General features: G+C 72.7%; 23 protein-coding genes. 16 read left to right on the top strand and 7 right to left on the bottom strand.

The features are described 5' to 3' along the window. Positions 1–35: 35 nt before the first annotated feature. Together map and ABZV06_RS20390 are read left to right on the top strand one after the other, a co-directional pair. Entirely contained in the window at positions 36–893 is an 858-nt protein-coding gene (gene map, locus ABZV06_RS20395) for a type I methionyl aminopeptidase (RefSeq protein ID WP_355245859.1), read from the top strand. Between the two features lie 114 nt (positions 894–1,007). After that, positions 1,008–1,721 (top strand): VIT1/CCC1 transporter family protein, encoded by a 714-nt coding sequence (locus ABZV06_RS20390; RefSeq protein ID WP_355245861.1) that lies wholly within the window; start codon positions 1,008–1,010, stop codon positions 1,719–1,721. Between the two features lie 7 nt (positions 1,722–1,728). On the opposite strand, the gene ABZV06_RS20385 is transcribed toward ABZV06_RS20390, so the two are convergent. The 7 genes from ABZV06_RS20385 to ABZV06_RS20355 all read right to left on the bottom strand — a co-directional run bounded on the left by ABZV06_RS20385 (position 1,729) and on the right by ABZV06_RS20355 (position 8,177). Further along, the gene (locus tag ABZV06_RS20385; RefSeq protein ID WP_355245864.1) at positions 1,729–2,466 is read right to left on the bottom strand and encodes a nucleotidyltransferase domain-containing protein; all 738 of its coding nucleotides are present in this window, start codon (positions 2,464–2,466) and stop codon (positions 1,729–1,731) included. Between the two features lie 54 nt (positions 2,467–2,520). Then, a complete protein-coding gene (locus ABZV06_RS20380; RefSeq protein WP_355245867.1) occupies positions 2,521–3,021 on the bottom strand; it encodes a nitroreductase/quinone reductase family protein in 501 nt (166 codons plus the stop codon). A 91-nt stretch (positions 3,022–3,112) separates the two neighbouring features. Continuing rightward, positions 3,113–5,887: an FtsX-like permease family protein gene (locus ABZV06_RS20375; protein ID WP_355245869.1), complete on the bottom strand. Its 2,775-nt coding sequence runs from the start codon at positions 5,885–5,887 to the stop codon at positions 3,113–3,115. A gap of 17 nt (positions 5,888–5,904) precedes the next feature. After that, on the bottom strand, positions 5,905–6,618 hold the full coding sequence (locus tag ABZV06_RS20370) for an ABC transporter ATP-binding protein (protein ID WP_355245987.1): 714 nt from the start codon (positions 6,616–6,618) through the stop codon (positions 5,905–5,907). A gap of 17 nt (positions 6,619–6,635) precedes the next feature. Further along, entirely contained in the window at positions 6,636–7,238 is a 603-nt protein-coding gene (locus ABZV06_RS20365; RefSeq protein WP_355623331.1) for a PadR family transcriptional regulator, read from the bottom strand. A gap of 52 nt (positions 7,239–7,290) precedes the next feature. After that, the gene (locus ABZV06_RS20360) at positions 7,291–7,728 is read right to left on the bottom strand and encodes a ferritin-like domain-containing protein (protein ID WP_355623328.1); all 438 of its coding nucleotides are present in this window, start codon (positions 7,726–7,728) and stop codon (positions 7,291–7,293) included. Continuing rightward, a complete protein-coding gene (locus ABZV06_RS20355) occupies positions 7,725–8,177 on the bottom strand; it encodes a hypothetical protein (protein ID WP_355245990.1) in 453 nt (150 codons plus the stop codon). The genes ABZV06_RS20360 and ABZV06_RS20355 overlap by 4 nt, the downstream gene beginning before the upstream one ends. Before the next feature lie 230 nt (positions 8,178–8,407). On the opposite strand from ABZV06_RS20355, the gene rimP reads away from it, so the two are divergent. From rimP to ABZV06_RS20285, 14 genes are all read left to right on the top strand, one after another. Continuing rightward, complete coding sequence (rimP, locus tag ABZV06_RS20350) at positions 8,408–9,106, top strand: ribosome maturation factor RimP (RefSeq protein WP_355623325.1); 699 nt, start codon at positions 8,408–8,410, stop codon at positions 9,104–9,106. Then, complete coding sequence (gene nusA / locus ABZV06_RS20345; protein ID WP_355245881.1) at positions 9,103–10,146, top strand: transcription termination factor NusA; 1,044 nt, start codon at positions 9,103–9,105, stop codon at positions 10,144–10,146. The genes rimP and nusA overlap by 4 nt, the downstream gene beginning before the upstream one ends. Before the next feature lie 16 nt (positions 10,147–10,162). Next, positions 10,163–10,495, top strand: a complete 333-nt coding sequence (locus tag ABZV06_RS20340) for a YlxR family protein (RefSeq protein ID WP_355245884.1) — start codon at positions 10,163–10,165, stop codon at positions 10,493–10,495. A 93-nt stretch (positions 10,496–10,588) separates the two neighbouring features. Further along, on the top strand, positions 10,589–13,606 hold the full coding sequence (gene infB, locus ABZV06_RS20335) for a translation initiation factor IF-2 (protein ID WP_355623322.1): 3,018 nt from the start codon (positions 10,589–10,591) through the stop codon (positions 13,604–13,606). A gap of 90 nt (positions 13,607–13,696) precedes the next feature. Beyond that, positions 13,697–13,993, top strand: a complete 297-nt coding sequence (locus ABZV06_RS20330) for a DUF503 domain-containing protein (protein WP_355623319.1) — start codon at positions 13,697–13,699, stop codon at positions 13,991–13,993. Positions 13,994–14,119: 126 nt separating this feature from the next. Continuing rightward, entirely contained in the window at positions 14,120–14,620 is a 501-nt protein-coding gene (gene rbfA / locus ABZV06_RS20325) for a 30S ribosome-binding factor RbfA (RefSeq protein ID WP_355245892.1), read from the top strand. Further along, positions 14,617–15,675: a bifunctional oligoribonuclease/PAP phosphatase NrnA gene (locus ABZV06_RS20320; RefSeq protein ID WP_355245895.1), complete on the top strand. Its 1,059-nt coding sequence runs from the start codon at positions 14,617–14,619 to the stop codon at positions 15,673–15,675. Before rbfA ends, ABZV06_RS20320 begins: the two co-directional genes overlap by 4 nt. A gap of 126 nt (positions 15,676–15,801) precedes the next feature. Then, the gene (locus tag ABZV06_RS20315; protein WP_355245897.1) at positions 15,802–16,209 is read left to right on the top strand and encodes a hypothetical protein; all 408 of its coding nucleotides are present in this window, start codon (positions 15,802–15,804) and stop codon (positions 16,207–16,209) included. Further along, positions 16,209–16,418, top strand: a complete 210-nt coding sequence (locus ABZV06_RS20310) for a DUF6186 family protein (protein ID WP_355245992.1) — start codon at positions 16,209–16,211, stop codon at positions 16,416–16,418. The genes ABZV06_RS20315 and ABZV06_RS20310 overlap by 1 nt, the downstream gene beginning before the upstream one ends. Positions 16,419–17,007: 589 nt before the next feature. Beyond that, positions 17,008–18,330 (top strand): MATE family efflux transporter, encoded by a 1,323-nt coding sequence (locus ABZV06_RS20305; protein WP_355623317.1) that lies wholly within the window; start codon positions 17,008–17,010, stop codon positions 18,328–18,330. A gap of 31 nt (positions 18,331–18,361) precedes the next feature. Then, positions 18,362–19,246: a tRNA pseudouridine(55) synthase TruB gene (truB, locus tag ABZV06_RS20300; protein ID WP_355245903.1), complete on the top strand. Its 885-nt coding sequence runs from the start codon at positions 18,362–18,364 to the stop codon at positions 19,244–19,246. A 78-nt stretch (positions 19,247–19,324) separates the two neighbouring features. Next, positions 19,325–20,254 (top strand): bifunctional riboflavin kinase/FAD synthetase, encoded by a 930-nt coding sequence (locus ABZV06_RS20295; RefSeq protein WP_355245905.1) that lies wholly within the window; start codon positions 19,325–19,327, stop codon positions 20,252–20,254. A 191-nt stretch (positions 20,255–20,445) separates the two neighbouring features. After that, on the top strand, positions 20,446–20,715 hold the full coding sequence (gene rpsO, locus ABZV06_RS20290) for a 30S ribosomal protein S15 (protein ID WP_007456699.1): 270 nt from the start codon (positions 20,446–20,448) through the stop codon (positions 20,713–20,715). 227 nt (positions 20,716–20,942) lie between these two features. Beyond that, a complete protein-coding gene (locus ABZV06_RS20285; protein WP_355245909.1) occupies positions 20,943–23,333 on the top strand; it encodes a polyribonucleotide nucleotidyltransferase in 2,391 nt (796 codons plus the stop codon). The last annotated feature ends 44 nt before the right edge of the window (positions 23,334–23,377 follow it).

The following is a 23,377-nucleotide window of genomic DNA, read 5'->3' as shown; positions in this document are numbered from 1 at the left end:
CAGGTCACCGACCGCTGCGGCGATAGGCTTGCGGCATGACCGTCCGTGCGCCGCTGACCCCAGGAACGCTCTCCCCGACGCGACCGGTGCCCACTCATATTCCCCGCCCGGAGTACGTGGGTAAGAAGGGCCCTCGGCCGTGGCGCGGCTCGCACGTGCAGACGCCGGAGACCATCGAGAAGATGCGGATCGCCAGCCGGCTCGCCGCCCAGGCGACGCAGCTCGCCGGCGAGCACTGCAAGCCCGGCGTCACCACCGACGAGATCGACCGCGTGGTGCACGAGTTCCTCTGCGACCACGACGCGTACCCGTCGACGCTCGGCTACCGGGGCTACCCCAAGTCCTGCTGCACCAGCCTCAACGAGGTCATCTGCCACGGCATCCCGGACTCCACCATCCTGAGCGACGGCGACATCATCAACGTCGACGTGACCGCGTACATCGGCGGGGTGCACGGTGACACGGACGCCACCTTCTGCGTCGGCGAGGTCAGCGAGGAAGCCCGGCTGCTCGTCGAACGCACCCACGAGGCGATGATGCGTGGCATCCGCGCGGTAGCCCCGGGTCGCCAGATCAACGTGGTCGGTCGCGTCATCGAGTCGTACGCCAAGCGGTTCGGCTACGGCGTGGTCCGCGACTTCACCGGCCACGGGATCGGCGAGACCTTCCACAGCGGTCTCTACGTGCCGCACTACGACAGCCCTCGCCCGACCGACATCATGGAACCGGGGATGACCTTCACCATCGAGCCGATGATCACCCTCGGCACCTACCAGTACGACATGTGGGACGACGGGTGGACGGTGGTCACCAAGGACCGCAGGTGGACCGCCCAGTTCGAGCACACCATCGTCGTCACCGACGACGGCCACGAGATCCTGACGCTTCCGTGAGCGCGAGGAACGCAGCGAAGCGGAGTCCCGCAGTCGCGAACGAAGGGCAAGCGCCGTGAGCGCGCGGAACGCAGCGAAGCGGAGTCCCGCAGTCGCGAACGAAGGGCAGACGCCGTGACGGACACTCCCGCCGCGCTGCGCGAGGCCCACCACGCGGACGTCTCCGGCGGCTGGCTGCGCCCGGCCGTCTTCGGCGCGATGGACGGCCTGGTCACCAACATCGCCCTGATCGCCGGCGTCGGTGGCGGTGGCGTCTCGCCGCACAGCATCGTGCTCACCGGCACCGCGGGCCTGGTGGCCGGCGCGATCTCGATGGGACTCGGCGAGTACACCAGCGTGCGCTCGGCCAACGAGCAGGTCGCCGCCGAGGTCGCCAAGGAGCGGCGCGAGCTGGAACGGCACCCCGAGGCCGAGGCGCGCGAGCTGGCCGACGCCTGGGTGGCGCGAGGACTGCCCCGCGACCTCGCCACGCAGGTCGCCGAGGCGGTACGGCGCGACCCGGAGGAGGCGCTGCGGGTACACGTCCGCGAGGAGTTGGGCGTCGACCCCGACGACCAGCCCAGCCCGTGGGCGGCGGCGGTCTCCTCGTTCGTGTTCTTCTCGGTGGGGGCGCTGGTCCCACTGCTGCCGTACCTGCTCGGCGCCACCGAACTCTGGCTTGCACTCGCCGTCGGCGGGCTCGGGCTGTTCGCCGCCGGTGCGGTGGTGGCCCGGTTCACCAGCCGACCCTGGTGGACCAGCGGCCTACGTCAACTCGTGCTGGGCGCCGCCGCGGCCGGGGCCACCTACCTCGTCGGCTCTCTGATCGGGGTGCAGGGCGGGCTGTGACGCCCGCTCACCCGCCGAGCAGTTCGTCGATCGTGCCGTCGACCGGGCGGCCACGCGCCGCCAGCTCGTCTGCCTGCCGCGCCAGCACCACACCGACCTCGGTCATGTCCGCGCCGGCCAGGCCCGTGCGCCGGACCGCGTCACCGGGATCCCGGTAGTAGGTGCGGCCCAGCAGGCCGGTCACCGTCGCGGCCGCCAACCGTGCCTCACCGAGCATCAGCAGCGCCTGGTCGGTCTCGTACCACTCGGCCAGGCGGGCGGCCCGGGAGTGCGCCGCACTGCCCCGGTACCAGGCCTGCCGCGCCGCCGTGCTGAACTCCGCCGGCCGGGCACGGGCGAGTCGGCTCAGGTGCTCGTCCCGCAACGTCCGCAGCCAGCCCGTCGGGTCGTACAGCGATCGGGTGGTGACGTACCGGTCAGCCGTCAGCGGCCACAACGGGGTGAGCGTCCGGGCCTGTCCGAGGTAGTCGTCGGCGGCCGCCACGGTGAGGTCGACAAGCACCCCGTCCACCCGTCGGGTCGCCGGCGGCGGACCGCCACCCGGCCGGTAGGTGACCACCAGCATCCCCACCTCGCCGTCCCCGCCACCGTCGTCGTCGCCGTGCGCCAGAGGGCCGTGGACCGCGATCGCCAGCACATCGGCCGGGAACCGCCGCCGGATCGCCTCGGCGACCCGCTCCGCCACCGACCACCGCCGGTCGTCACCGCCCCGGTCGACATCGGACCGCTCGCTGCTCGCGCTCACGGGTCACACCTCTGTGCGCTCAGGTCACACCTCCCCGTCGGGGTTGGCGTCAGCCTAGCCAGCCGACGACGGGCCGGCCGGGCCGCCGCGCCCGGTCGGCACCAGCCGGAAGATCCGGATCTCGCGGCCGCCGGCCCGCTCGACGTACGTGCGGTACGCCGGCCACTGGGCGACGAGCAGGTCCCACAGGCGATCCCGTTCGGCTCCGGTGGCCGGCTCGGCCCGCACCGGCAGGCGGCGACCCTTGACGTCCACCTCGGCGGCCGGGTCGGCGAGCAGGTTCATGGCCCAACCGGGCTGGTGGGTCTGCCCCCAGTTGGAGCCGATCACCACGTACGCGTCGCCGTCGGGCACGTAGAGCAGGGGGTTGCTGCGCGGCTTGCCGGACCGCCGGCCGGTCGTGGTGATCACCAGCGACGGGAGCAGGCCGAGGGCCACCACCCGTCCTCGGGTGAGCCGGCCGACGATCCGGTCGGCGGGAACCAGCAGGCGGGCGGCGGTGCCGAACCAGCGGTGGTGGCCGAGCCGACGGGTGAGGGTAGCGAGCGCTGACACGCGGATCAGTCTGCCGGCTGACCCGCCCCGACGGCACCCCCGGACGGTCCAGTTCCGGCCCCAGGACCCCACGGCCCCGGGGTGGCTCGGTTCAGTCCAGGCGGCGTTCGATCGGCAGCCCCGCCCGCGTGAACAGGCCCGCGCCGAGCATCGCCACCACCGGCACCAGCACCAGGACGCCCAGCGCCGGCCACGGCACCAGGTACGGGTACGGCTCCAGCGCCGGCCAGGCCGTGGCGTACTCCCGGTTCGCCGAGAACAGCACGATCGCCGCGGTGCCGAGACCGGCCACGATGCCGAGCACCGAACCGAGACCCGCGATCACCCCGGCCTGGCAGATCGCCAGCAGTCGTCGTACGGCGGGGGCCGCGCCGACCGCTGCGAGCGTGGACAGCTCGGCACGGCCCTCGGCGGCGGCGAGCGCCGTGGCGATCCCGGCCGCGCCCATCGTGATCACCCCTGCCGCGGCGGCGAGCAGCAGGAGCAGAGGTGAGTCGTCGCGGGGGGCGGCACCCTCCTCCACCTGGAGAGAGAACGTTCCGAAGGCCCGCAGGTCGGCGGTGAACCGGTCCTGGCGACGTTGACTGGGCGGCGTCGAGGTGTCGACCACCCAACCGTTCGAGACCGGCTTCAGGGCGAGCTGCCGGGCCGCCGAAGCGGACAGCAGGAGGCGAGGCTGGCCGCTCGGCGGCGTCAGGGCGTACCCGGGCAGGTCCCGTCGCCTGGTGGTTGCCTCGTCCCGGCCGGCCCGTACCTCGTTCACCTGCACGGTCACCAGGCCGTCGTGCAGGTAGCGCGGATCGGTCACCACCACGCCCCCGGCGTGCAGCACGGCGGTGGCGGCGGTGGTCGCCGCCGGGTCGGCGCCGGTGAGCAGCGGCAGCGCGCTGCCGTCGTCCACGAGCGTCTGCACGTAGCTCCCGAAGTAGTCCGCCGCGCGGTCCCGGCAGCGCGGGTCGGCCAGCGCCTGCCGGCGTTGGGTCGCGGACAGGTTGTCCCCGGGTTGGAAGGGGCAGGCGCGATCCGGCGGGAGTTCCGGTACGACGGAGCAGTAGCTGGCCGGGCCGTCGGCCGACGGGCAGGCCGTGGCCTGCACCAGGGCGACGGCACTGGCACCGAGGTGTTCCCGGGCGGCGGTGCTGACCTGCTCCAACGTCGGTTCCGGTCGCAGGGCCGGGTCATTGCGGTTGACCAGGACGTGACCGGTGGGCAGCAGCGGCTGATAGGTACGGGCGTCGCGGACCGCGTCGCTGGCCACGTAGCCGCCGAGCGCGACGCTGCCGGCCACCGCCGCCATCACGGCGCAGATCGCCGGCGCCGCGGCGGCCCGGTTACGGCTCGCGTCGCGCAGCGCGATCCGAGGCGCCGGCGGCAGCACCCGGCCGAGCCGGGCGAGCCCGCCGATCAGGGTGGGTGTGCAACAGACCAGGCCCAGCTCACCGAGGATCAGACCGGCCAGGATCACCGCGGGGGACGTCCGGGTGGCCCCGAATGCCGCGAGCGCCGCCCCGCCGACAACCAGCACCAGTCCGCTGACGAGCGCGCGGGCCCGGGGCGGGGGAGGGGTCCGTCGACCGGCGAGCCCGGCCATGACGTCCTGCCGGGCCGCCGTCCAGGCCGGCGCCAACGCCGCCAGCACCCCGGCCAGCACCGCGACCCCGCCGAGCACGACCAAGGCCAGCGGCCAGCAGCGGTACGCGCCGAAGCGTGCTCCGAACACGTACTGCTCCATGACGGGACGTCCGGCGAACGCCGCTCCGACACCGAGCAGCAGGCCGGCCACGGCGCCCAGCACGCCCAGCACCACCCCGTCGGCGAGTACGACCCGACGCAGGTGGGCCGCGTCCCCGCCGGCCACCGCGACCAGCGCCAGATCCCGGCGTCGACGGCGCACCCCCACCGCGAACGCCGGCCCGACCAGGAGCACCACCTCCAGCAACCCCAGCCCGGCGATCAGCACCATCGTGCTCAGGTCGCTGGTGTCGGCGGGCCCGACGTACCCGATGAAGGTCCGGGAGGACGTCGTCGAAGCCGGCACGTGGCGAGGCGCCACCACGACTCCGCGTTCGTTGAGGCGGGCGACCATCGCCGCGTCGACGGTGCCGGGCACGTCGATCAGCCAGCGACTGTCCGGCTGGGTATCGGCCCGGCCGACGGCCGCCGGGTGCAGCGCGATCACCGGGCCGAGGTCGTCAGGGAACTCGACCACACCGACCACCGTGTACGTCCGGCTCCGGTCGGCGGTGGGCACCGCCTCGCCGAGGCGTCCGTCGAGCCGGCGCAGCGCTGTCGGACTCAGCGCGACCTCTCCGGCTTGCTGCGGCGCCCGCCCCGAGCGGAACCGCACCAGGCCGCGGGCCAGCGGGTCGGTGAGGTCGAGGATCCATGCCTGGAGGGTCTCGTCGCCGCGCGGACCCCGCACCGTCACCGGGCTGCCGGCACGTATCTCGGTGACCCGGCTGCCGGGGCCGAGCAACGCGGTCACCTCGTCGGCGGTGGTCGGTCGGGCCAGCACCGACCGGCCGTCGTCACGGGGATGCCAGGTGTCACCCCACTCGTCCTGCACGACCGGGGTGTCGGCGAACCAGCGCAGCTCCGCGTCGGCGACGCCCAGTCGGCGGTCGAGCTGTTCCTGCGGTGTCAGCTCGGCCATGTCGTAGCTCGCCGCCAGGAAGGCCAGCACCAGCACCGGAAGCGCGATCATCGCCAGCACCAGGGCGGTACGCCGCCGCGCCCGCCGCGACTCCCGGCGGGCGATCCGCAGCGCCGCCCGCCACGAGCCGGTCAGCTCGGCGAGCCGTCGCCGTCGTCCGGGTTCGAGCGGTGTCGGCGGGCCGGCCGGCGCGTCGACGCGGCCGCGTGTCACCGGCGTCCGGCGCAGGGTCAACGGTCGCTGCCGGAGAGGAGTTGCTCGACGCTGCCCAGCGGCGCCGTCGTGTCGACCAGCACGCCGTCGCGCAGGAACACCACCCGGTCGGCCCAGCCGGCGTGTCGCGCCTCGTGGGTGACCAGGATGCCGGCGGCGCCCGCGTCGACACGGCGGCGCAGGAGGTGCAGCACCGCCTCGCCGGTCTGCGAGTCGAGCGCCCCGGTGGGTTCGTCGGCGAGCACCAGCCGTCGCTCGCCGACGAGCGCCCGGGCGATGGCCACCCGCTGCTGCTGCCCACCGGAGAGCTGGTCGGGGAAGCGGTCCCCCAACGCCGGTAGACCCACCTCGGTCAGCGCGGTCAGCGCGGCCGTCCTGGCCCGCCGGCCGCCGACGCCGTCGAGCTCCAGTGGAAGCGCCACGTTCTCCAGCGCGCTCAGGCTGCCCAGCAGGTTGAGGTGCTGGAAGATGTAGCCGATGCGGCGTCGGCGTAGCTGGGCCAGCCCCCGGCGGTCCAGCGCGCCGAGCGGCTGCCCCTCCACCCGGACGTCCCCGCGGGTCGGGCGGTCGAGGCCGCCGGCGAGGGCCAGCAGCGTCGACTTTCCGGAGCCGGACGGGCCCATCACGGCGACCAGCTCGCCGGGCCGGACGACCAGGCTGACACCGCGCAGCGCGTGTACCGCCGCCGGGCCGACCCCGTGGGTGCGGTGGACGGCGCGTAGCTCGAGCACCGCGTCGTCCGATCCGCTCACCGTAGCGCCTCCTCGTCGGCCCACCGTGCGGCGTCGGACGCCGCACCGGCGGCCGGTCGGGGTGGTTGCGGCGGTGGGGCGCCGGGCTGGTGCCGCACCAGACTGCTCTCGCAATGGTCCAGCCAACGCACCTCGGCCTCGGCCTGGAACACCATCGAGTCCAGGACCAGCCGCCACGGCAGGTCCTCCGGTCGGTTGCTGCCGTACTTCAACCGGGTCAACTCCTGCAACGCGCGCATCGTCGCGCTGCGCTGGCCCTGCACCACCGAGCGGACGTCCACGCCGGGGGTGGTGAGCGCCAGGGCCAGTTTGATCGCCAGCTCGTCACGCGGGCGGTCGGTGCGGCTGATCGGCGTGGCGAACCACAGCGCGAGGTCCGCCCGGCCGGCGTCGGTGATCTCGTACGGGCGCTGCCCGGCCTCGCTCTCCGGCAACGGGCGCACCAGACCGTCCCGTTCCAGCCGGGCCAGCGTGGTGTAGACCTGCCCGATGTTCAGCGGCCAGGTCGAGCCGGTCGACTCCTCGAATGCGGCGCGCAGCTGGTAGCCGTACATCTGGCCGCGTTCGAGGAGGGCGAGCAGCCCGTGACGGATGGACATGGCAACGGAGTATGCATACCTGGTATGGGCTCCGCAACCGGGGCGGATCGGTTCAGGTCGGGCGACCGGGAAAAGCGACAGTCGGTGGGGTCACCCCGGCGGTCTTGCGCCACCGGGTGGCCCGCACGGCGTACTCGACGAGCGCCGCCAGCGCCCGGTCACGGTCGGCACCGGTGGTGGACGCCAACGCGGCCCGCCAGTGCGCCGCGGTGCGCTCCTCCACCTCGACCGCCAGCCGTAACGCGCTCGCCCGGTCGGTGACGGGGAACGGCAGCGCGTACCCGGCCCGACCCGGTGGCACGGTGCCCCCCGACGTGCTCAACTGAACCACCAGCGCGTCGCGCCGGCGTCGGTGCGCGGCCTCCGCCTGATGGGCGGCGTCACGTGCGGCGCCGGTGAGTCGGACGCCGATCCGCCCGTAGGCGTAGATGGCCGCGTACTCGGCGGCGAGGGCGGCGGCGAGGGCCTCCTCGGCGGTGGACTGCCTCACTTCAGTGCCTCCTGGTGGGTGGCCCGCGCCGCGACGATCGACCCGAGCAACGCTGCCCGCTCGGCGGGCGCCGCCGCACAGGCGGCGGTGGCGGACTGCTGGGCGGCCTTCTCCCGCGCCCGCAGCGCGGCGAGCGCGGCGGCGGGCGCGCTCGCCGCAGTGGCGCTCGGGTCGACGGCGGGTGCGGATCCGAGGGTGACGCCGACGATCCGGGCGAGCTCGGTGGCGTGCGCGGTGTGCGTGTCGGCGATGGGATTGAGTCGGTCGGCCAGGTCCGGGTGGGCCAGGGCGCTCGCCCGGTACGCCGCGGCGAGGCCCAGCGACTCGTCCACCATCGGCCGCAACGGGTCCGGCGGCGGCTCCGGCTCGTCCGCACGGTCGAAAAGATCACAGCCTGTCAGCGGCGCTGCCGCGCCGCCGAGCGCCAGGAGCATTCCGGCGCGCAGGATCTTTCGCCGAGAATGTCCGGATACTTGGTCGCCCGATGTCCTTCTGCCGATCCCCACCGGGCAAGTCAACACCATCGGGGCCGGTGTGGGGGCCACGGGCGTCGGTGCGCCGCCCGGTCCACCGCCCGGCAGGCGCGTTACGCTCTGCGCAGCCACCGGCGCGTCCGCTCCGGTGGCGTGCCGGCATGGCGGGACAACCGTCCCTCATCGACCAGGGAGAGGGTGCGCAGATGACGCAGCGTGGCCGTGCCACCAGGTCGACGGGTCGACCCCGCGACGAGGCTGGCCCCCGCGGTCCACGTGGCGGCGGTGATCTCGCGGCCCGGCGTACCCGGTTGCGGGCCGTGATCGAGCCGGTGGTCAACGACGTGGGCTACGACCTGGAGGACCTGTCGGTCTCCCGGGCGGGTCGCCGACACGTGGTGCGGGTGCTCGTGGACGCGGACGGTGGGATCGACCTGGACGCCGTCGCGGACGTCTCCCGCGCGGTCTCCAAGGCGCTGGACGCGGCCGAGGAGGCCGACGGCGACATCGTGGCCGGGGAATACCAGCTCGAGGTCAGCTCGCCCGGCGTGGACCGGCCGCTCACCCTGCCCCGGCACTGGCGGCGCAACGTGGGCCGACTGGTCAAGGTCACCGTCCGGGGCGCGGCCGCGCTGCCCGGCCAGCGCGGCGAGCAGCCCTCCGGGGACCGCCAGCTGACCGGCCGGGTGGTCGGGGCCGACGACGAGGGCGTGCGACTGGAGACCGACGGCGGCGAGGCCCGGTGGGCGTACGACCAGCTGGGCCCGGGACGGGTACAGGTCGAGTTCACCCGCCTCGCCGAGCTGGGTGAGCCGGACGAGCTCGACGACGCGGACGAGACCGACGAGTACGACGATGCAGACGACATCGACGACGATGATGATGTGGAGGACGAGGAGAGGTGAACATCGACCTCGCGGCGCTGCGCGCACTCGAGCGCGAGCGGGAGATCCCGTTCGACACGATCCTCGCGGCGATCGAGACCGCGTTGCTGACCGCCTACCGGCACACCGACGGCGCCGAGCCGCACGCCCGGGTGGAGATCGACCGTAAGTCCGGCGCGGCCCTGGTGTACGCGCAGGAGATGGACGACGACGGCTCGCTGGTGCGGGAGTGGGACGACACCCCGCACGACTTCGGTCGGATCGCCGCCATGACCGCCAAGCAGGTGATCCTCCAGCGCCTGCGGGAGGCCACCGACGAGGTGCACTTCGGCGAGTACGTGGGCCGCGAGGGTGACCTGGTCACCGGCGTGGTGCAGGCGCACGAGACCCGTATCGAGAAGGGCATCGTCAGCGTCGACCTGGGCAAGCTCGAGGGTGTGCTGCCGCAGTCCGAGCAGGTGCCCGGCGAGCGGTACGCGCACGGCGAGCGGGTCCGCTGCGTCGTGGTGCACGTGGCCAAGGGCATGCGCGGGCCGCAGATCACCCTGTCCCGGTCGCACCCGGCGCTGGTCAAGAAGCTGTTCGCGCTGGAGGTCCCGGAGATCGCCGACGGCACCGTCGAGATCGGCGCGATCGCCCGTGAGGCAGGTCACCGTACGAAGATCGCCGTCCGTTCCACCACGCCCGGTGTGAACGCCAAGGGCGCCTGTATCGGCCCGATGGGTCAGCGGGTGCGTGCCGTGATGAGCGAGCTGCACGGTGAGAAGATCGACATCATCGACTGGTCGGACGACCCCGCCACCTTCGTCGGGAACGCGTTGTCCCCGGCCAAGGCGCTGCGGGTCGAGGTCGTGGACCTGGCCGGACGGGCTGCCCGGGTGACCGTTCCGGACTTCCAGCTGTCGCTCGCCATCGGCCGCGAGGGGCAGAATGCCCGCCTTGCTGCCCGCTTGACCGGTTGGCGGATCGATATTCGGTCCGATGCGGAGCAGACGGCTCCGGCCGCCCGCGGGGCCGTGGATCAGGTACGGGAGCCGGGCGGCGCGATCTCGGGCAGCTAGGGGTAGACTTCTTCCAGTGGTACGACGCACTCAGCCGGAGCGCACCTGTGTGGGTTGCCGGCAACGTGCGCCGGCCAGCGAATTGCTGCGGGTCGTCGCGATCGGAAACGAGGCTGGTCACAGCCTCCGGCCTGATCCGCGCCGCAGGCTGCCGGGTCGGGGAGCGAACATGCACCCGGATCCGGCCTGCTTCGCGCTGGCGGTGCGGCGCCGCGCCTTCGGGCGAGCGCTGCGCATCACCGAGGTCCTCGACCACGGTGTGCTGGCAGAGCACGTCGATGCGCCAACCACTACGTCCGGTCAGCCCGACCGGGCGAGGGTCGCTAGCAGGGTAGGACGACCGACATGAGCACACGATGAAGTCCCTGAAATGACCAGGCTTCAAGTGCACGAGTGAGGTCGCTGCGGGTGCTGCCCGCACGACCTCGGAGTGAGGAGTGCAGTGGCAGGCAAGGCCCGCGTACACGAGCTTGCAAAAGAGCTCGGGGTCGAGAGTAAGACCGTTCTCGCCAAGCTCAAGGAGATGGGCGAGTTCGTCAAGTCCGCGTCCAGCACGGTCGAGGCGCCCGTCGCCCGACGGCTGAGGAACGCATTCGTCGCGTCCGCCGGTGCTTCGGCGCCGGCAGCCCCGTCGGCGCCCGCGCCGACGCCGGCTTCGACGCCGACCCCGACGCCGTCTCCGACCCCGGGCGCGCCCCGGGTCTCGGCCAGGCCGATGCCGCCTCGGCGGCCGGCCGCGCCGGTACCCGGTCCGAAGCCCAAGGGTCCGGTGCCCGGTGCGCCGCAGTCGGCGGCCCCGGTCGCCAAGCCGGCGAGTGCTCACGACATCGAGGTGGCGGCCGCGGAGGCGCGTGCCGCCGCGCTGAAGGCTGAGCAGGAGGCCGCGGTCAAGGCCGCGCAGGCCGCCCGCCAGCAGCAGCGTGACAACCCCGTCCGCCGGGAGCCTCCGGCTGACGGCAACCGGCCCGGTCCTCGGCCGGGTCCCGCGGCGATGCCGCCCCGTCCCGGTTCACCGGCAGCTCGTCCGAACACGCCGGCTCCCGGTCCGGGTGCCCGCCCCGGCGGTCGTCCGCCGGCGCGCGGTGCCGGCAACAACCCGTTCGGCATCCAGGGCGGCCAGCAGCAGCGGCCGCCGGCCGCCGGTGCGGGTGGCCCCCGGCCGAACAGCCCGGCGGGTATGCCGCCGCGGCCGAGCCCGAACTCCATGCCGCCGCGGCCCAGCCCGGCGTCCATGCCGAGTCAGCGTCCGGCCGCCGGTCGTCCCGGCCCCGGTGGCGCTGGTCGCCCAGGTGGCGGTGGCGCCGGTCGTCCCGGTGGCGGTGGCGGTGGTTTCCGTGGCGGTCCCGGCGGTGGCGCCGGTGGCGGTGGCGGTTACCGCGGCGGCCCCGGTGGCGGCGCGGGTGCCGGCGGTGGCGGTGGCTACCGTGGCGGTCCCGGCGGCGGTGGCGGTGCTCCCGGTGGCGGTTTCCGTCCGGGTGGTCCGGCCGGTGGCGGCGGTCGTCCGGGTGCGGGCGGTCGTGGCCGTGGCGGCGGCGCCGCGGGTGCCTTCGGGCGTCCGGGTGGTCGGCCGACGCGCGGTCGCAAGTCCAAGAAGCAGCGCAGACAGGAGTTCGACAACCTGTCGGCTCCGACCATGAGCTCGGGTGCTCCCCGGGGTCAGGGTCAGATCGTCCGGCTCTCCCGTGGCGCCTCGCTGTCGGACTTCGCCGACAAGATCAACGCCAACCCGGGTTCGCTGGTCCAGGAGATGTTCAACCTGGGCGAGATGGTCACCGCGACCCAGTCCTGTTCTGACGACACCCTGCACCTGCTGGGTGAGCACCTGGGCTTCGACATCCAGATCGTCAGCCCGGAGGACGAGGACCGCGAGCTGCTCGCGCAGTTCAACATCGACCTCGACGCGGAGGTGGCCGAGGAGCGTCTGGTCAGCCGTGCGCCGGTGGTGACCGTCATGGGTCACGTCGACCACGGTAAGACCAAGCTGCTCGACGCCATCCGCAAGGCGAACGTCGTGGCCGGCGAGGCGGGTGGCATCACCCAGCACATCGGTGCCTACCAGGTCCACGTCCCGCACGAGGGCGAGGACCGGGCGGTCACGTTCATCGACACCCCGGGTCACGAGGCGTTCACCGCCATGCGTGCCCGTGGTGCCCAGGTCACGGACATCGTGATCCTGGTCGTCGCGGCCGACGACGGCGTGATGCCGCAGACCATCGAGGCGTTGAACCACGCCAAGGCGGCCGACGTGCCGATCGTGGTCGCGGTCAACAAGGTCGACAAGCCGGACGCCAACCCGGACAAGGTCCGCCAGCAGCTGACCGAGTACGGCCTCGTCGCCGAGGAGTACGGCGGCGACACCATGTTCGTCAACGTGGCCGCCAAGCCGGGCATCGGCATCGAGGAACTGCTCGAGGCCGTCCTGCTGACCGCCGACGCGTCGCTGGAGCTGACCGCTCCGATCGACGGGCCGGCGCAGGGTGTGGCCATCGAGGCGCACCTGGACAAGGGCCGCGGTGCGGTGGCGACGGTGCTGGTGCAGAAGGGCACCCTGCGGGCGGGCGACTCGATCGTCGCCGGTGGGGCGCACGGCCGGGTCCGGGCCATGCTCGACGAGAACGGCAACCAGCTCTCCGAGGCTGGTCCGGCGCGTCCGGTCATGGTTCTGGGTCTGACCGCGCCGCCCGGTGCGGGTGACACGTTCCTCGCCGCGGCGGACGACCGTACGGTGCGGCAGATCGCCGAGCAGCGGCAGGCACGGCGGCGGGCGGCGTCCTTCGCCAACTCCCGTGGCCGGGCCACTCTTGAGACGCTCATGGAGCAGCTCAAGGAGGGTGAGAAGACCTCGCTCAACCTCATCCTCAAGGGCGATGTCTCCGGTTCGGTGGAGGCCCTCGAGGACGCGCTGTTCAACCTCGACATCCCCGAGGAGGTCCAGCTCAAGGTCCTCGACCGGGGCGTCGGTGCGATCACGGAGAGCAACGTCATGCTCGCCAGTGCGTCGTCCGAGCCGGTCACGATCATCGGCTTCAACGTTCGGGCCTCGAACAAGGTCCGCGAGATGGCCGACCGCGAGGGCGTGGAGATCCGGTACTACACGGTCATCTACCAGGCCATCGAGGAGATCGAGGCAGCGCTCAAGGGCCTGCTCAAGCCGGAGTACGAGGAGGTCGAGCTGGGCTCCGCGGAGATCCGCGACGTGTTCCGCTCGTCCAAGATCGGCAACATCTCCGGTTGCATCGTCCGGTCGGGCATCATCCGACGCAACGCGAAGGCTCGACTGCTTCGGGACGGGACGGTCGTGGCGGACAACCTCACGATCACCTCGCTCAAGCGGTTCAAGGACGACGCCACCGAGGTCCGCGAGGGCTTCGAGTGTGGTCTGACCCTGGGTGGTTACAACAACGTCCAGGTCGGCGACGTCATCGAGACCTTCGAGATGCGGGAGAAGGTTCGCGCCTGATCCGGCAGTGACACGCTGATCAAGGGGTTTACGCCGTCTGGCGTAAACCCCTTGATCATGCGGGGCGGGTTGGCGGTATCGTCCCAGGCGATGTTCACCGGAACCGCGGTCTTCGACCTGCTGCTGCCGGGCGACTCCCGGTCGCTCAAAGCCAAGAGATCATATGTACGGCCGATCGTGGCGGCGCTGCGCCGCTTCGAGGTCTCGGCCGCCGAGGTGGGTGCGCTCGACCTGCACGGTCGAGCGGAGGTAGCGGTGGCCGTGGTCGCCGCAGAGGCGGCGCACGTCCGCGAGGTGCTCGACTCGTGTGAGCACCTGGTGGCCGCGCGCCCCGAGGTCGAGTTGCTGTCGGTTCGACGCCGGTTGTACGGCGTGGACGACGACTGACCCACGGGCCGGCGGTGCCCGGCGACCGGTGCCGCCACGAAGGTAGTGTTCGAGATGTTGGTCGGTCGGCCGGCGGCCCGCGGGTCGCCGGGCCGGCCGGGAGCGGGACGCCGTGGAGGTGGCGAGATGTCTGATCCGGCCAAGGTACGCCGGCACGCGGAACGGGTGCGTGAGCTGGTCGCTTCGGTGGTGCGGAGCCAGATCAAGGACCCGCGCCTGGGCATGATCACCATTACCGACGCCCGGATCACCGCTGACCTGCGCGACGCGACGGTCTTCTACACGGTGCTGGGTGACGCGGTGGCCCAGGCGGACACCGCAGCCGCCCTGGAGAGCGCCAAGGGGCTGCTGCGCAGCACGGTCGGCAAGGCGCTCGGGCTGCGGCACTCGCCGACGCTGACGTTCGTCCTCGACGACGTGCAGGACCAGGTCAAGCACATCGACGACCTGCTCGCCGCCGCCCGCAACGCCGACGCGGAGGTGCAGCGGATCGCCGCCCGGGCGGAGTACGCGGGCGAGGCGCAGCCGTACCGGGTCGACGACGAGACCGAAGAGACCGACGAGACGGATGAGGCCGACGGGGCCGCCGATGTCACGGAGACCCCCCGGGGTGGGGCAGCGCGGTGACGGGCGCCGCCGGTGCCCAACTCGCCGCGACGGTCGACGTCGGCCCGGCCGAGGCGGACTGGGCGGCTGCCGAGGCGCTGATCCGCGCCCTTCCGTCGGCCGGCCGGGTGTTGTTGATCTGTCACGTCAACCCGGACGGTGACGCGCTGGGCAGCATGCTCGGCTTCGGTCTGGGTCTGCGTCAGCTCGGCGTACACCGGTTGCAGGCGACGTTTCCCGGGCCGCCGGAGGTGCCCGAACCGTTCCGAGGTCTGCCCGGGGCGGAGCTGCTGGTCCCGGCGGCCGCCGCCGATCCGGCACCGGATCTGGTGATCTGCTTCGACGCGGCGAGCGAGTCGCGCCTCGGCGAGCTGGCCGACCGCCTGTCGACGGCAGGTGCCGCGTTGGTGCTCGACCACCACGCCTCGAATTCGGGTTTCGGCACGGTCAACCTGGTCGACCCGAGGGCCGCGGCCACGTCGGTGGTCGCCGATCGGCTGTTGGCGCGGCTGGGCGTGACTGTGGATCGGGCCATCGCCGAGTGCCTGTACGTGGCGCTGACCACGGACACCGGCTCGTTCCGATTCGAGGCGACCACTCCGGCCGTACACCAGTTGGCCGCCCGGCTGCTCGCCACCGGCATCTCGCCCGGTGACATCTCCCGGCGGGTCTTCGACACCAGGCCCTTCGGCGCGGTCCGCCTCTTCGGAGAGGTGCTCGGCCGCGCCCGTCTGGAGCCGGCCGCCGCGGCCGGTCGAGGGCTGGTCTGGACCTTCGCCACCCTCGACGACCTGGCCCGCCACGACCAGCGGCCGTACGTGTTGGAGGCGCTCATCGACTCGGTGCGGTGCACCGCCGAGGCGGACGTGAGCTGCGTGTTGAAGCAGACCGCGCCCGACGAGTGGGCGGTGTCGATGCGCAGCAAGGGCGCGGTGAACGTCAGCCGTGTGGCGGTCGCGTTGGGTGGCGGTGGCCACACGTTCGCGGCCGGGTTCACCGGCCGGGGGAGCGCCGAGCAGGTCGTGGACGCGATCCGCGGCGAGCTGGTCGCGGCGCTGATCGCTGGCGTCGCCTGACCGTGCGCGGCCCGTCCCGCTCGGGCGGCGGTGTCGATCGGGGCTGCGCGTGGGGCGGCAAGTTCAGGGTCAGCTCCGGGGAGTGTTGGTCTTCCCGCGCTGCGTGAGACCGGGAAGAATTGCGGGATGGAGCAGCCGCACGACCTCACCGTGGAGGCCCCCCGAGCCTGGGACCGGCCCGCCGTCTCCGTTCCGGTTCTCCTCTGCCTGTCCCTCGTCGGCGGTCGGTTCGCGTCGTTCTCCACCGAGGCGAATCTCTACACGCTCGGCACCGGCGGGGTGTTGATCTGGCTCGGTCTGAGCAACCGGGTGCCCCGGCGTCCGGCGCCGCCCCGGCTGGGCGCTCAGGCGGCGTGGTGGGCTCTCCCGGTGGTGATCTTCGGGGTCTTCGAGGGCGCGACGTTCGTGCTGGCGGTGGGCGACGACTTTCCTACCTTCTCGCGGCTCGCCGATCCTCTGTTGGAAGATCATCTGACCCGCTCGGCGGCGTGGTTCGCCTGGTTGGCCGCGTTCTGGGGGTTGGTGCGGCGATGATGCGGGCCCTTGCGATCGGCGGTTTCCTGACCGCGCTGGCCCTCTTCGTCGTGGTCGAGTGGCTGGCCCGGCGGGAGGATTCCCGGGTTCCCACGCTGGGCGACGTGTGCGCGTACGTCATGCGCTACGAGGTCGGGCCGGTCCCGGTGGGCAGGATCGGTCTGTTCGGTTTCTGGTGGTGGCTGGGCTGGCACTTCCTGGCCCGTTGAGGCGGGCTGCGAAGCGTCCACATGGCGGGAACCGTGGGCAGCATGTGGACCTGAACGATAACTTGGGAGACGGCCCGCATCGCGTTGTGGTGCAGGTCGTGGGCGGTGGTGCCACACCTCGCGCTGCCTCCCTCCAGGGTCGGACCGACCCGGGCTCCAGCTGCCCGATCGGCTGCTCCGGTAACCCCGGACCGTCGTGGGGCGCTCAGCACGACCGCCCGTGAGGGCCGCCGCGCGCCGGTGGCTCGCACCCTGGAAGGAGCGCCACCATGCCGAACAAGCCCAAGCCCGAGACCACCGACGACGCCCGCGAGCAGGCCCGCCGCGCGCTGCAAACGTCAATGGACACCCGCCAGTAACCCCCCTCTCTCCCCCTCCCCGGCCCAAGCAGACCAAAACCCCCGTACCCCACACCCAACCCGGTCTGCCGATCTTGCACTTGCTGTGGTGCCAAAGCCGGCTCAAAGCCGCATTTCGCCAGCAGAAAGTGCAAAATCGACGAGATTGGGCGCTGCTGTTGGCTCGGCACTTGGGGTAAGCATCCCGCAGGGTTGCGGTCCTTACTGCGCTCGTGCCACGATCGGCGGCGATGAGCCAGACCCCCACCGTCGACCGATCCGCCTCACCACGCCGGATCGCGAGTCTCGCCCTCCCGGCGCTCGTGGTGCTCGCCGCCGAGCCGCTCTACGTGCTCGTCGACACCGCCGTCGTCGGGCACCTCGGTCGGGTGCCCCTCGCCGCGCTCGCCGTCGGCGGCACCGTGATGACGCTCACCGCCTGGCTCGGGACAGTCGTCGCGTACGGCACCACGGGGCGCTCGGCCCGCCGCTTCGGCGCTGGCGACCGGGCGGCGGCGGTGGCCGAGGGAGTGCAGTCGTCCTGGCTGGCGCTCGGCGTCGGGCTGCTGGTCGCGATCGGCATGCAGATCGGCGGGGGCGCGTTGGCGCGTACCCTCGCCGGAGGTGGTGGCGACGTGGCCGGCGCCGCCGCTCAGTGGCTGCGCATCGCGGCGCTCGGCGCTCCCGGCCTGCTGCTCGCCGCGGCCGGCAACGGCTGGCTGCGCGGCGTGCAGAACACCCGCCGCCCGTTGTACTTCGTGCTCGGCCCCAACCTGGTCTCCGCGCTGCTCTGCCCGGTGCTGGTCTACCCCGCCGGCCTCGGCCTGCCCGGCTCGGCGGTCGCCAACGCGGTCGCGCAGACCCTCTCCGGAGTGCTCTTCGCCGGGGCGCTTGTCGCCGAGCGGGTGTCGCTGCGACCCCGGCCGCGCCTGATCCGCGACCAGCTCGTCCTCAGCCGGGACCTGCTGATCCGGGGCCTGGCGTTCCAGGCCAGCTTCCTCTCCGCGACGGCGGTCGCTGCCCGTTTCGGCGCTGCCGCCGTCGGCGCCCACCAGATCGCCCTGCAACTGTGGTTCTTCACGGCGCTGGTGCTCGACGCCCTCGCCATCGCCGCGCAGTCCCTGGTCGGCGCCGCGCTCGGGTCCGGTGACGCGGCGGGAGCGCGGGCGCTGGCCCGGCGGATCGGACTGCTCGGCGGCGTCTGCGGCATCGCCTTCGCCCTGGTGATCGCCGCCGGGGCGGGGGTCGTGCCGTCCTGGTTCAGCTCCGACACGCAGGTACGCGAGCAGGCCATGATCGCCTGGCCGTGGTTCGTCGCCATGCTGCCGCTGGCCGGGGTGGTGTTCGCGCTCGACGGCGTGTTGATCGGGGCCGGCGACGTCCGCTACCTGCGCAACCTCACCATCGTGGCGGCGCTCGGCGGTTTCCTGCCCGCCATCTGGCTGGCGTACGTGCTCGACCTGGGGCTCGGGGGTATCTGGGCGGGGCTCACCCTGTTCGTGGTGGTTCGACTTGTCGCCCTGCTGCTGCGGGTGCGCTCCGGCGGTTGGGCGGTGGTCGGGGCCGTCCGATGACCGACGCCCGCGTCTGGCAGGCTTGGGCGACGTGAGCACCGATGGTCTGATCGTCGTCGACAAGCCCGGCGGCATGACGTCGCACGACGTGGTGGCGCGAATCCGCCGACTCGCCAGGACCCGGCGCGTCGGGCACGGCGGCACCCTCGACCCGATGGCCACCGGCGTGCTGGTGATCGGCGTCGGCCGTGCCACCCGCCTGCTGACCTACGTGATCGGCGCGGGCAAGAGCTACACCGGCACCATCCGGCTCGGCCAGGCCACCGTCACCGACGACGCCGAGGGCGACGTGATCGCCACGACCCCGGCCGGTCACGTCACCGACGAGGCCATCCGCGCCGCGCTGACCGCCCTGAGCGGCGAGGTCGACCAGGTGCCGAGCGCGGTCAGCGCCATCAAGATCGACGGGCAGCGGGCGTACAAGCGGGTACGCGACGGCGAGAGCGTCGAGCTGCCGGCCCGGCGGGTCACCATCTCCCGGCTTGAGGTGCTGGCGATCCGCCGCGGCGAGTCCGACGTGGTCGACGTGGACGTCGACGTGACCTGCTCCTCGGGCACGTACATCCGGGCCATCGCGCGGGACGCGGGCCTGGCCCTCGGTGTCGGCGGCCATCTCACCGCGCTACGCCGGACCGCGGTCGGTGGGTTCGCCCTCGCCGAGGCGGCCACCCTCGACGACCTGGAACAGCGCGCCCCGGAGGTGGTCAACCTGCCGCTGGACGCGGCGGCCGACCGGTTCTTCCCCCGCCGCGACGCGACCCCCGACGAGGCCAAGGTGCTCGGCCACGGGGGTCCGTTGGACCCGGCCGGCATCGCCGGGCCGTACGCCGTCTTCGGGCCGACCGGTGGCCTCATCGCTATCGTCAGCGAGCGGGACGGCCGGGCTCGCGCGGAGATCGTGCTCGCCCCGGCCTGACGGCGGGACGCAGGTCCGCCGGCCCCCCGGTCGGCGCAGTCGACCCGCCGATGCGCGGGACAGCAGGAGAGGATTGGCATGCAGCGGTGGCGGGGGTACGACGCGGCGCCCGGAGGATGGGGGCGCTCGGTCGTCACCATCGGCGTCTTCGACGGCGTGCACAAGGGGCACCAGGCGACCATCGGGCACGCCGTGTCCCGGGCCCGGGAGCTGGGCGTGCAGTCGGTGGTGGTCACCTTCGACCCGCACCCGGCCGAGGTGGTCCGCCCGGGCTCGCACCCGGCGATCCTCACCGAGCCGGCCCGCAAGGCCGAGTTGATCGAGGCGCTCGGCGTGGACGTGCTCTGCGTGGTGCCGTTCACTCCCGAGTTCTCCCGGCTGCCCCCCGAGCAGTTCGCGCACGACATCCTGGTCGAGAATCTGCACGCGGCGCTGGTGGTGGTCGGCAACAACTTCCGCTTCGGGCACCGCGCGGCCGGCGACGTGGCGTTGCTGGAACGGCTGGGCCAGACCTTCGGCTTCGGGGTGGAGGGCAGCCCGCTGATCGCCGAGGACGGGACGGTCTTCTCCTCCACGTACATCCGCTCCTGCGTCGACGCGGGTGACGTGGGGACGGCGGCGGGAGCGCTGGGTCGGGCGCACCGGGTCGAGGGCGTCGTGGTCCGTGGTGACCAGCGCGGCCGGGTGCTGGGCTTCCCCACCGCGAACCTGCTCTGCCACCGGTACGCGGCGGTGCCCGCCGACGGGGTGTACGCGGCCCGCATGATCCGCCGCGGCCAGCCCGAGCCGCTGATGGCCGCGGTGTCGGTCGGCACCAACCCGACCTTCTCCGGGCGGGAGCGGCGGGTGGAGGCGTACGCGCTGGACTTCTCCGGTGATCTCTACGGCGAGCGGTTGGCGCTGGACTTCGTGACGCACCTGCGTGGGCAGGTCCGATACGACTCGATCGAGCCCCTGATCGCCCAGATCGAAGAGGACGTCGAGCGCACCCGGCGCGCGCTGAGCTGATCATCGGCGAGGCCGCGCGGGCCCTTGGCCGGGTGTTACCCGCGGGTGCTGGTAGTCTTGCGGGGACGTCGGGTGACCGGCGTGGGGCCTCGCGTGCCTGCTCGACGCCGCGGGTGCGAGGTACCGGTCCGTTCCCGGTCTCATCGGGACGACGGACACCTACTTGATCAACCCATCGAAACAGGGAGAACATGGCGCTCGACCAGGAAGCCAAGGCCAGCATCCGCGCGGAGTACGCGACCGCCGAGGGCGACACCGGTTCGCCGGAGGTCCAGGTCGCGGTCCTCACCAAGCGGATCGCCGAGCTGACCGAGCACCTGAAGGTGCACAAGCACGACCACCACAGCCGCCGTGGGCTGCTGCTGCTGGTCGGCCGTCGCCGTCGGCTGCTCAACTACGTCCAGAAGAAGGACATTGCCCGCTACCGGACGCTCATCGAGCGGCTCGGCCTGCGCCGGTGACGTGACGGGGGAGTGGCCGACCGGCCGCTCCCCCGATCGGCGTCCCACCTGAAAGAAACACGGGCCGCGCGACCACCCGAGAGGGAGCCGGTCAGCGTACCGGTCTCCGGTAGTGGCCCCCGGGAACCCGGCAGTAAGCCGGCCACCCGGGCGCTTCGATCGAAGACCGGCCGGCTGAGCAGCTCCCCGACGTCGCGGGCCCACGACGCGAAGGAGCACGACAGCACATGACCGAGACCAAACTCGGCACCGAATCCCGCACCGCCGTGATCGACAACGGGGCCTTCGGCACCCGTGAGATCACCTTCTCCACCGGTCGGCTGGCCCGCCAGGCCGCCGGTTCCGTCATCGCCCAGCTGGGCGAGACGGTGGTCCTCTCCGCCACCACCGCCGGTAAGCACCCGAAGGAGCAGTTCGACTTCTTCCCGCTGACCGTCGACGTCGAGGAGCGGATGTACGCCGCGGGCCGCATTCCCGGCTCGTTCTTCCGCCGTGAGGGTCGGCCCAGCGAGGACGCGATCCTCACCTGCCGGCTCATCGACCGGCCGCTGCGCCCGTCGTTCGTCAAGGGCCTGCGCAACGAGGTCCAGGTCGTCGAGACCATCCTCGCGCTCGACCCGCAGCACCCGTACGACGTCGTGGCCATCAACGCCGCCTCGATGTCGACCAAGCTGTCCGGCCTGCCGTTCTCCGGCCCGATCGGTGCGACCCGCGTCGCCCACATCGACGGCCAGTGGGTCGCCTTCCCGACCCTGGAGGAGCTGGCCCGCGCCACCTTCGACATGGTCGTGGCCGGCCGCACGCTCGAGGACGGCGACGTCGCGATCATGATGGTCGAGGCCGAGGCCACGCCGAACGCCGTCGCCCTGATCTCGGCCGGTGCCACCGCCCCGACCGAGGAGGTCGTCGCCAGCGGCCTCGAGGCCGCCAAGCCCGCCATCCGCGAGCTGTGCCGCGCGCAGGCCGAGCTGGCCGAGGTCGCCGCCAAGCCGGTCACCGAGTTCCCGGTCTTCCTGGACTACCAGGACGACGTGTACGACGCCGTCGCCGACCTGGCCCGTGGCGAGGTCGCCGAGGCGATCACCATCGCCGGCAAGGCCGACCGCGAGGAGGCCCTGGACCGCGTCAAGGCCCGGGTCGCCGAGGAGTTGGGCGCTCGGTTCGAGGGTCGGGAGAAGGAGCTGTCCGCTGCCTTCCGGTCGCTGACCAAGTCCGAGGTGCGCAACCGCGTGCTGCGTGAGCAGGTCCGCATGGACGGCCGGGGCCCGCGCGACATCCGCGCGCTGACCGCCGAGGTCGGCGTGCTGCCCCGGGTGCACGGTTCGGCGTTGTTCGAGCGCGGTGAGACCCAGATCCTGGGCGTCACCACGCTGAACATGCTCCGCATGGAGCAGATGGTGGACACGCTGTCCCCGGAGAACCGCAAGCGCTACATGCACAACTACAACTTCCCGCCGTACTCGACCGGTGAGACCGGCCGGGTCGGCTCGCCGAAGCGGCGCGAGATCGGCCACGGGGCGCTCGCCGAGCGTGCGCTGATCCCGGTGCTGCCGTCGCGCGAGGAGTTCCCGTACGCCATCCGGCAGGTCTCCGAGGCGCTGGGCTCGAACGGCTCCACCTCGATGGGTTCGGTCTGCGCCTCGACGCTGGGCCTGCTCTCGGCCGGTGTGCCGCTGAAGGCGCCGGTCGCCGGCATCGCCATGGGGCTCATCTCTGACGAGGTGGACGGCAAGACCCAGTACGTGACGCTGACCGACATCCTCGGTGCCGAGGACGCGTTCGGTGACATGGACTTCAAGGTCGCTGGTACGCCGGAGTTCGTCACCGCGCTGCAGCTCGACACCAAGCTCAACGGCATCCCGTCGGACGTGCTGGCCGCCGCGTTGCAGCAGGCCAACGAGGCCCGGCAGGTCATCCTCGGCGTCATGAAGGCGGCCATCGAGGCTCCGGCCGAGATGTCCGACTACGCGCCGCGGGTCACCACCGTCAAGATCCCGGTGGACAAGATCGGCATGGTGATCGGCCCGAAGGGTCAGACCATCAACGCGATCCAGGACGAGACCGGCGCCGAGATCTCCATCGAGGACGACGGCACGATCTACGTCGGCGCCACCAACGGGCCGTCGGCCCAGGCGGCCGTGGACCGGATCAACGGGATCGCCAACCCGACGCTGCCGAAGCAGGGCGAGCGGTTCCTCGGCACGGTGGTCAAGACCGCCGCGTTCGGTGCGTTCATCTCACTGCTGCCGGGGCGTGACGGCCTGCTGCACATCTCCAAGGTGGGCGACGGCAAGCGGGTCGAGCGCGTCGAGGACTTCCTCAACGTGGGCGACCGGGTCGAGGTCGAGATCGCGGACATCGACGCCCGCGGCAAGATCTACCTGGACAAGGTCCGTCCGGAGGGCGCCGAGGCGCCGGCAGCCGGTGAGGCCGCCGGTGGCGACCGTCCGTCCGGCCGGGACCGGGGCGACCGGGGTCCGCGTGACCGGGGTGACCGCGAGCGTGGCGGTGACCGCGGCGGGCGTGGCCCGGAGCGCGGCGGCGAGGGCGGCAACGGCGGCGGCGAGGGTGGTGGCGAGGGCGGCGAGCGTCCGCGTCGCCGGACCCGGCACAGCTGACCACCAGCACCTGTAACACCCACCCCTCGTCGAACCGGGAGCAC

This window comes from Micromonospora sp. NPDC005172, from assembly GCF_040608555.1.
Classification (GTDB): Bacteria; Actinomycetota; Actinomycetes; order Mycobacteriales; family Micromonosporaceae; genus Micromonospora.
Note: the sequence above shows the minus strand (reverse complement) of the source record. Positions and strands in the feature narration are given on the sequence as shown.

Bases quoted from the DNA above. Each gene is read 5' to 3' on its own strand.
- map (WP_355245859.1), top strand. From the start codon at position 36: ATGACCGTCCGTGCGCCGCTGACCCCAGGAACGCTCTCCCCGACGCGA.
- ABZV06_RS20365 (WP_355623331.1), bottom strand. From the start codon at position 7,238: ATGTCCATCCGTCACGGGCTGCTCGCCCTCCTCGAACGCGGCCAGATG.
- rimP (WP_355623325.1), top strand. From the start codon at position 8,408: ATGACGCAGCGTGGCCGTGCCACCAGGTCGACGGGTCGACCCCGCGAC.
- ABZV06_RS20330 (WP_355623319.1), top strand. From the start codon at position 13,697: ATGTTCACCGGAACCGCGGTCTTCGACCTGCTGCTGCCGGGCGACTCC.
- rbfA (WP_355245892.1), top strand. From the start codon at position 14,120: ATGTCTGATCCGGCCAAGGTACGCCGGCACGCGGAACGGGTGCGTGAG.
- ABZV06_RS20315 (WP_355245897.1), top strand. From the start codon at position 15,802: ATGGAGCAGCCGCACGACCTCACCGTGGAGGCCCCCCGAGCCTGGGAC.
- ABZV06_RS20310 (WP_355245992.1), top strand. From the start codon at position 16,209: ATGCGGGCCCTTGCGATCGGCGGTTTCCTGACCGCGCTGGCCCTCTTC.
- ABZV06_RS20305 (WP_355623317.1), top strand. From the start codon at position 17,008: ATGAGCCAGACCCCCACCGTCGACCGATCCGCCTCACCACGCCGGATC.
- ABZV06_RS20295 (WP_355245905.1), top strand. From the start codon at position 19,325: ATGCAGCGGTGGCGGGGGTACGACGCGGCGCCCGGAGGATGGGGGCGC.
- rpsO (WP_007456699.1), top strand. From the start codon at position 20,446: ATGGCGCTCGACCAGGAAGCCAAGGCCAGCATCCGCGCGGAGTACGCG.
- ABZV06_RS20285 (WP_355245909.1), top strand. From the start codon at position 20,943: ATGACCGAGACCAAACTCGGCACCGAATCCCGCACCGCCGTGATCGAC.